We start from the raw sequence: 502 nt of genomic DNA on the forward strand, positions 1-502 counted from the left end.
GTCTCAGGCACCATCCGCTGGACCATTGACATTTTCTTTCGTCGAACCCTCGTGAATTGAAACCTTCCGCACTTGAATTAATTGAACGTTCGTTTTATTCCTATCTTCGCGGAGAGAGGACAATGGCCAGAACGACAGGTTCGGACGGCGAACGGACGGAAGCGGCGATCCGCGACGCGGCGCTGCTGCTGATCGCGCGTCATGGCTACGAGGCGGTTTCAATGCGCCAGCTGGCTGCGGAAGTGGGCGTGCAGGCTGCCGCGCTTTATCGCTATTTCCCGACCAAGGAAGACCTGCTCTACACACTGATGCAGGATCATATGGCGGGACTGCTGGCGGCGTGGCAGGTCGCTCGCCCTGACACAGCCAGCCCGGCGGTGCGTCTCGCGGCTTATGTCGAAAACCATATTGCCTTCCACATCGAGCGCCGATCATCGACGCATGTCTCCAACATGGAACTACGCAGCCTCGCACCGGAGCGGCTGACCCATATCCTGAAGCT

Annotated in this window: 1 protein-coding gene; it reads left to right on the top strand. The window is 58.6% G+C overall.

Translation table 11 applies throughout. From position 1 onward, the window contains the following. Window positions 1-122: 122 nt before the first annotated feature. Window positions 123-502 (top strand): TetR family transcriptional regulator (locus DNK89_RS24105; RefSeq protein ID WP_153064366.1); only part of this gene is annotated, 380 nt, incomplete at its 3' end.

The organism is Acidovorax sp. ST3 (assembly GCF_003231145.1).
Lineage (GTDB): Bacteria > Pseudomonadota > Gammaproteobacteria > Burkholderiales > Burkholderiaceae_C > Acidovorax.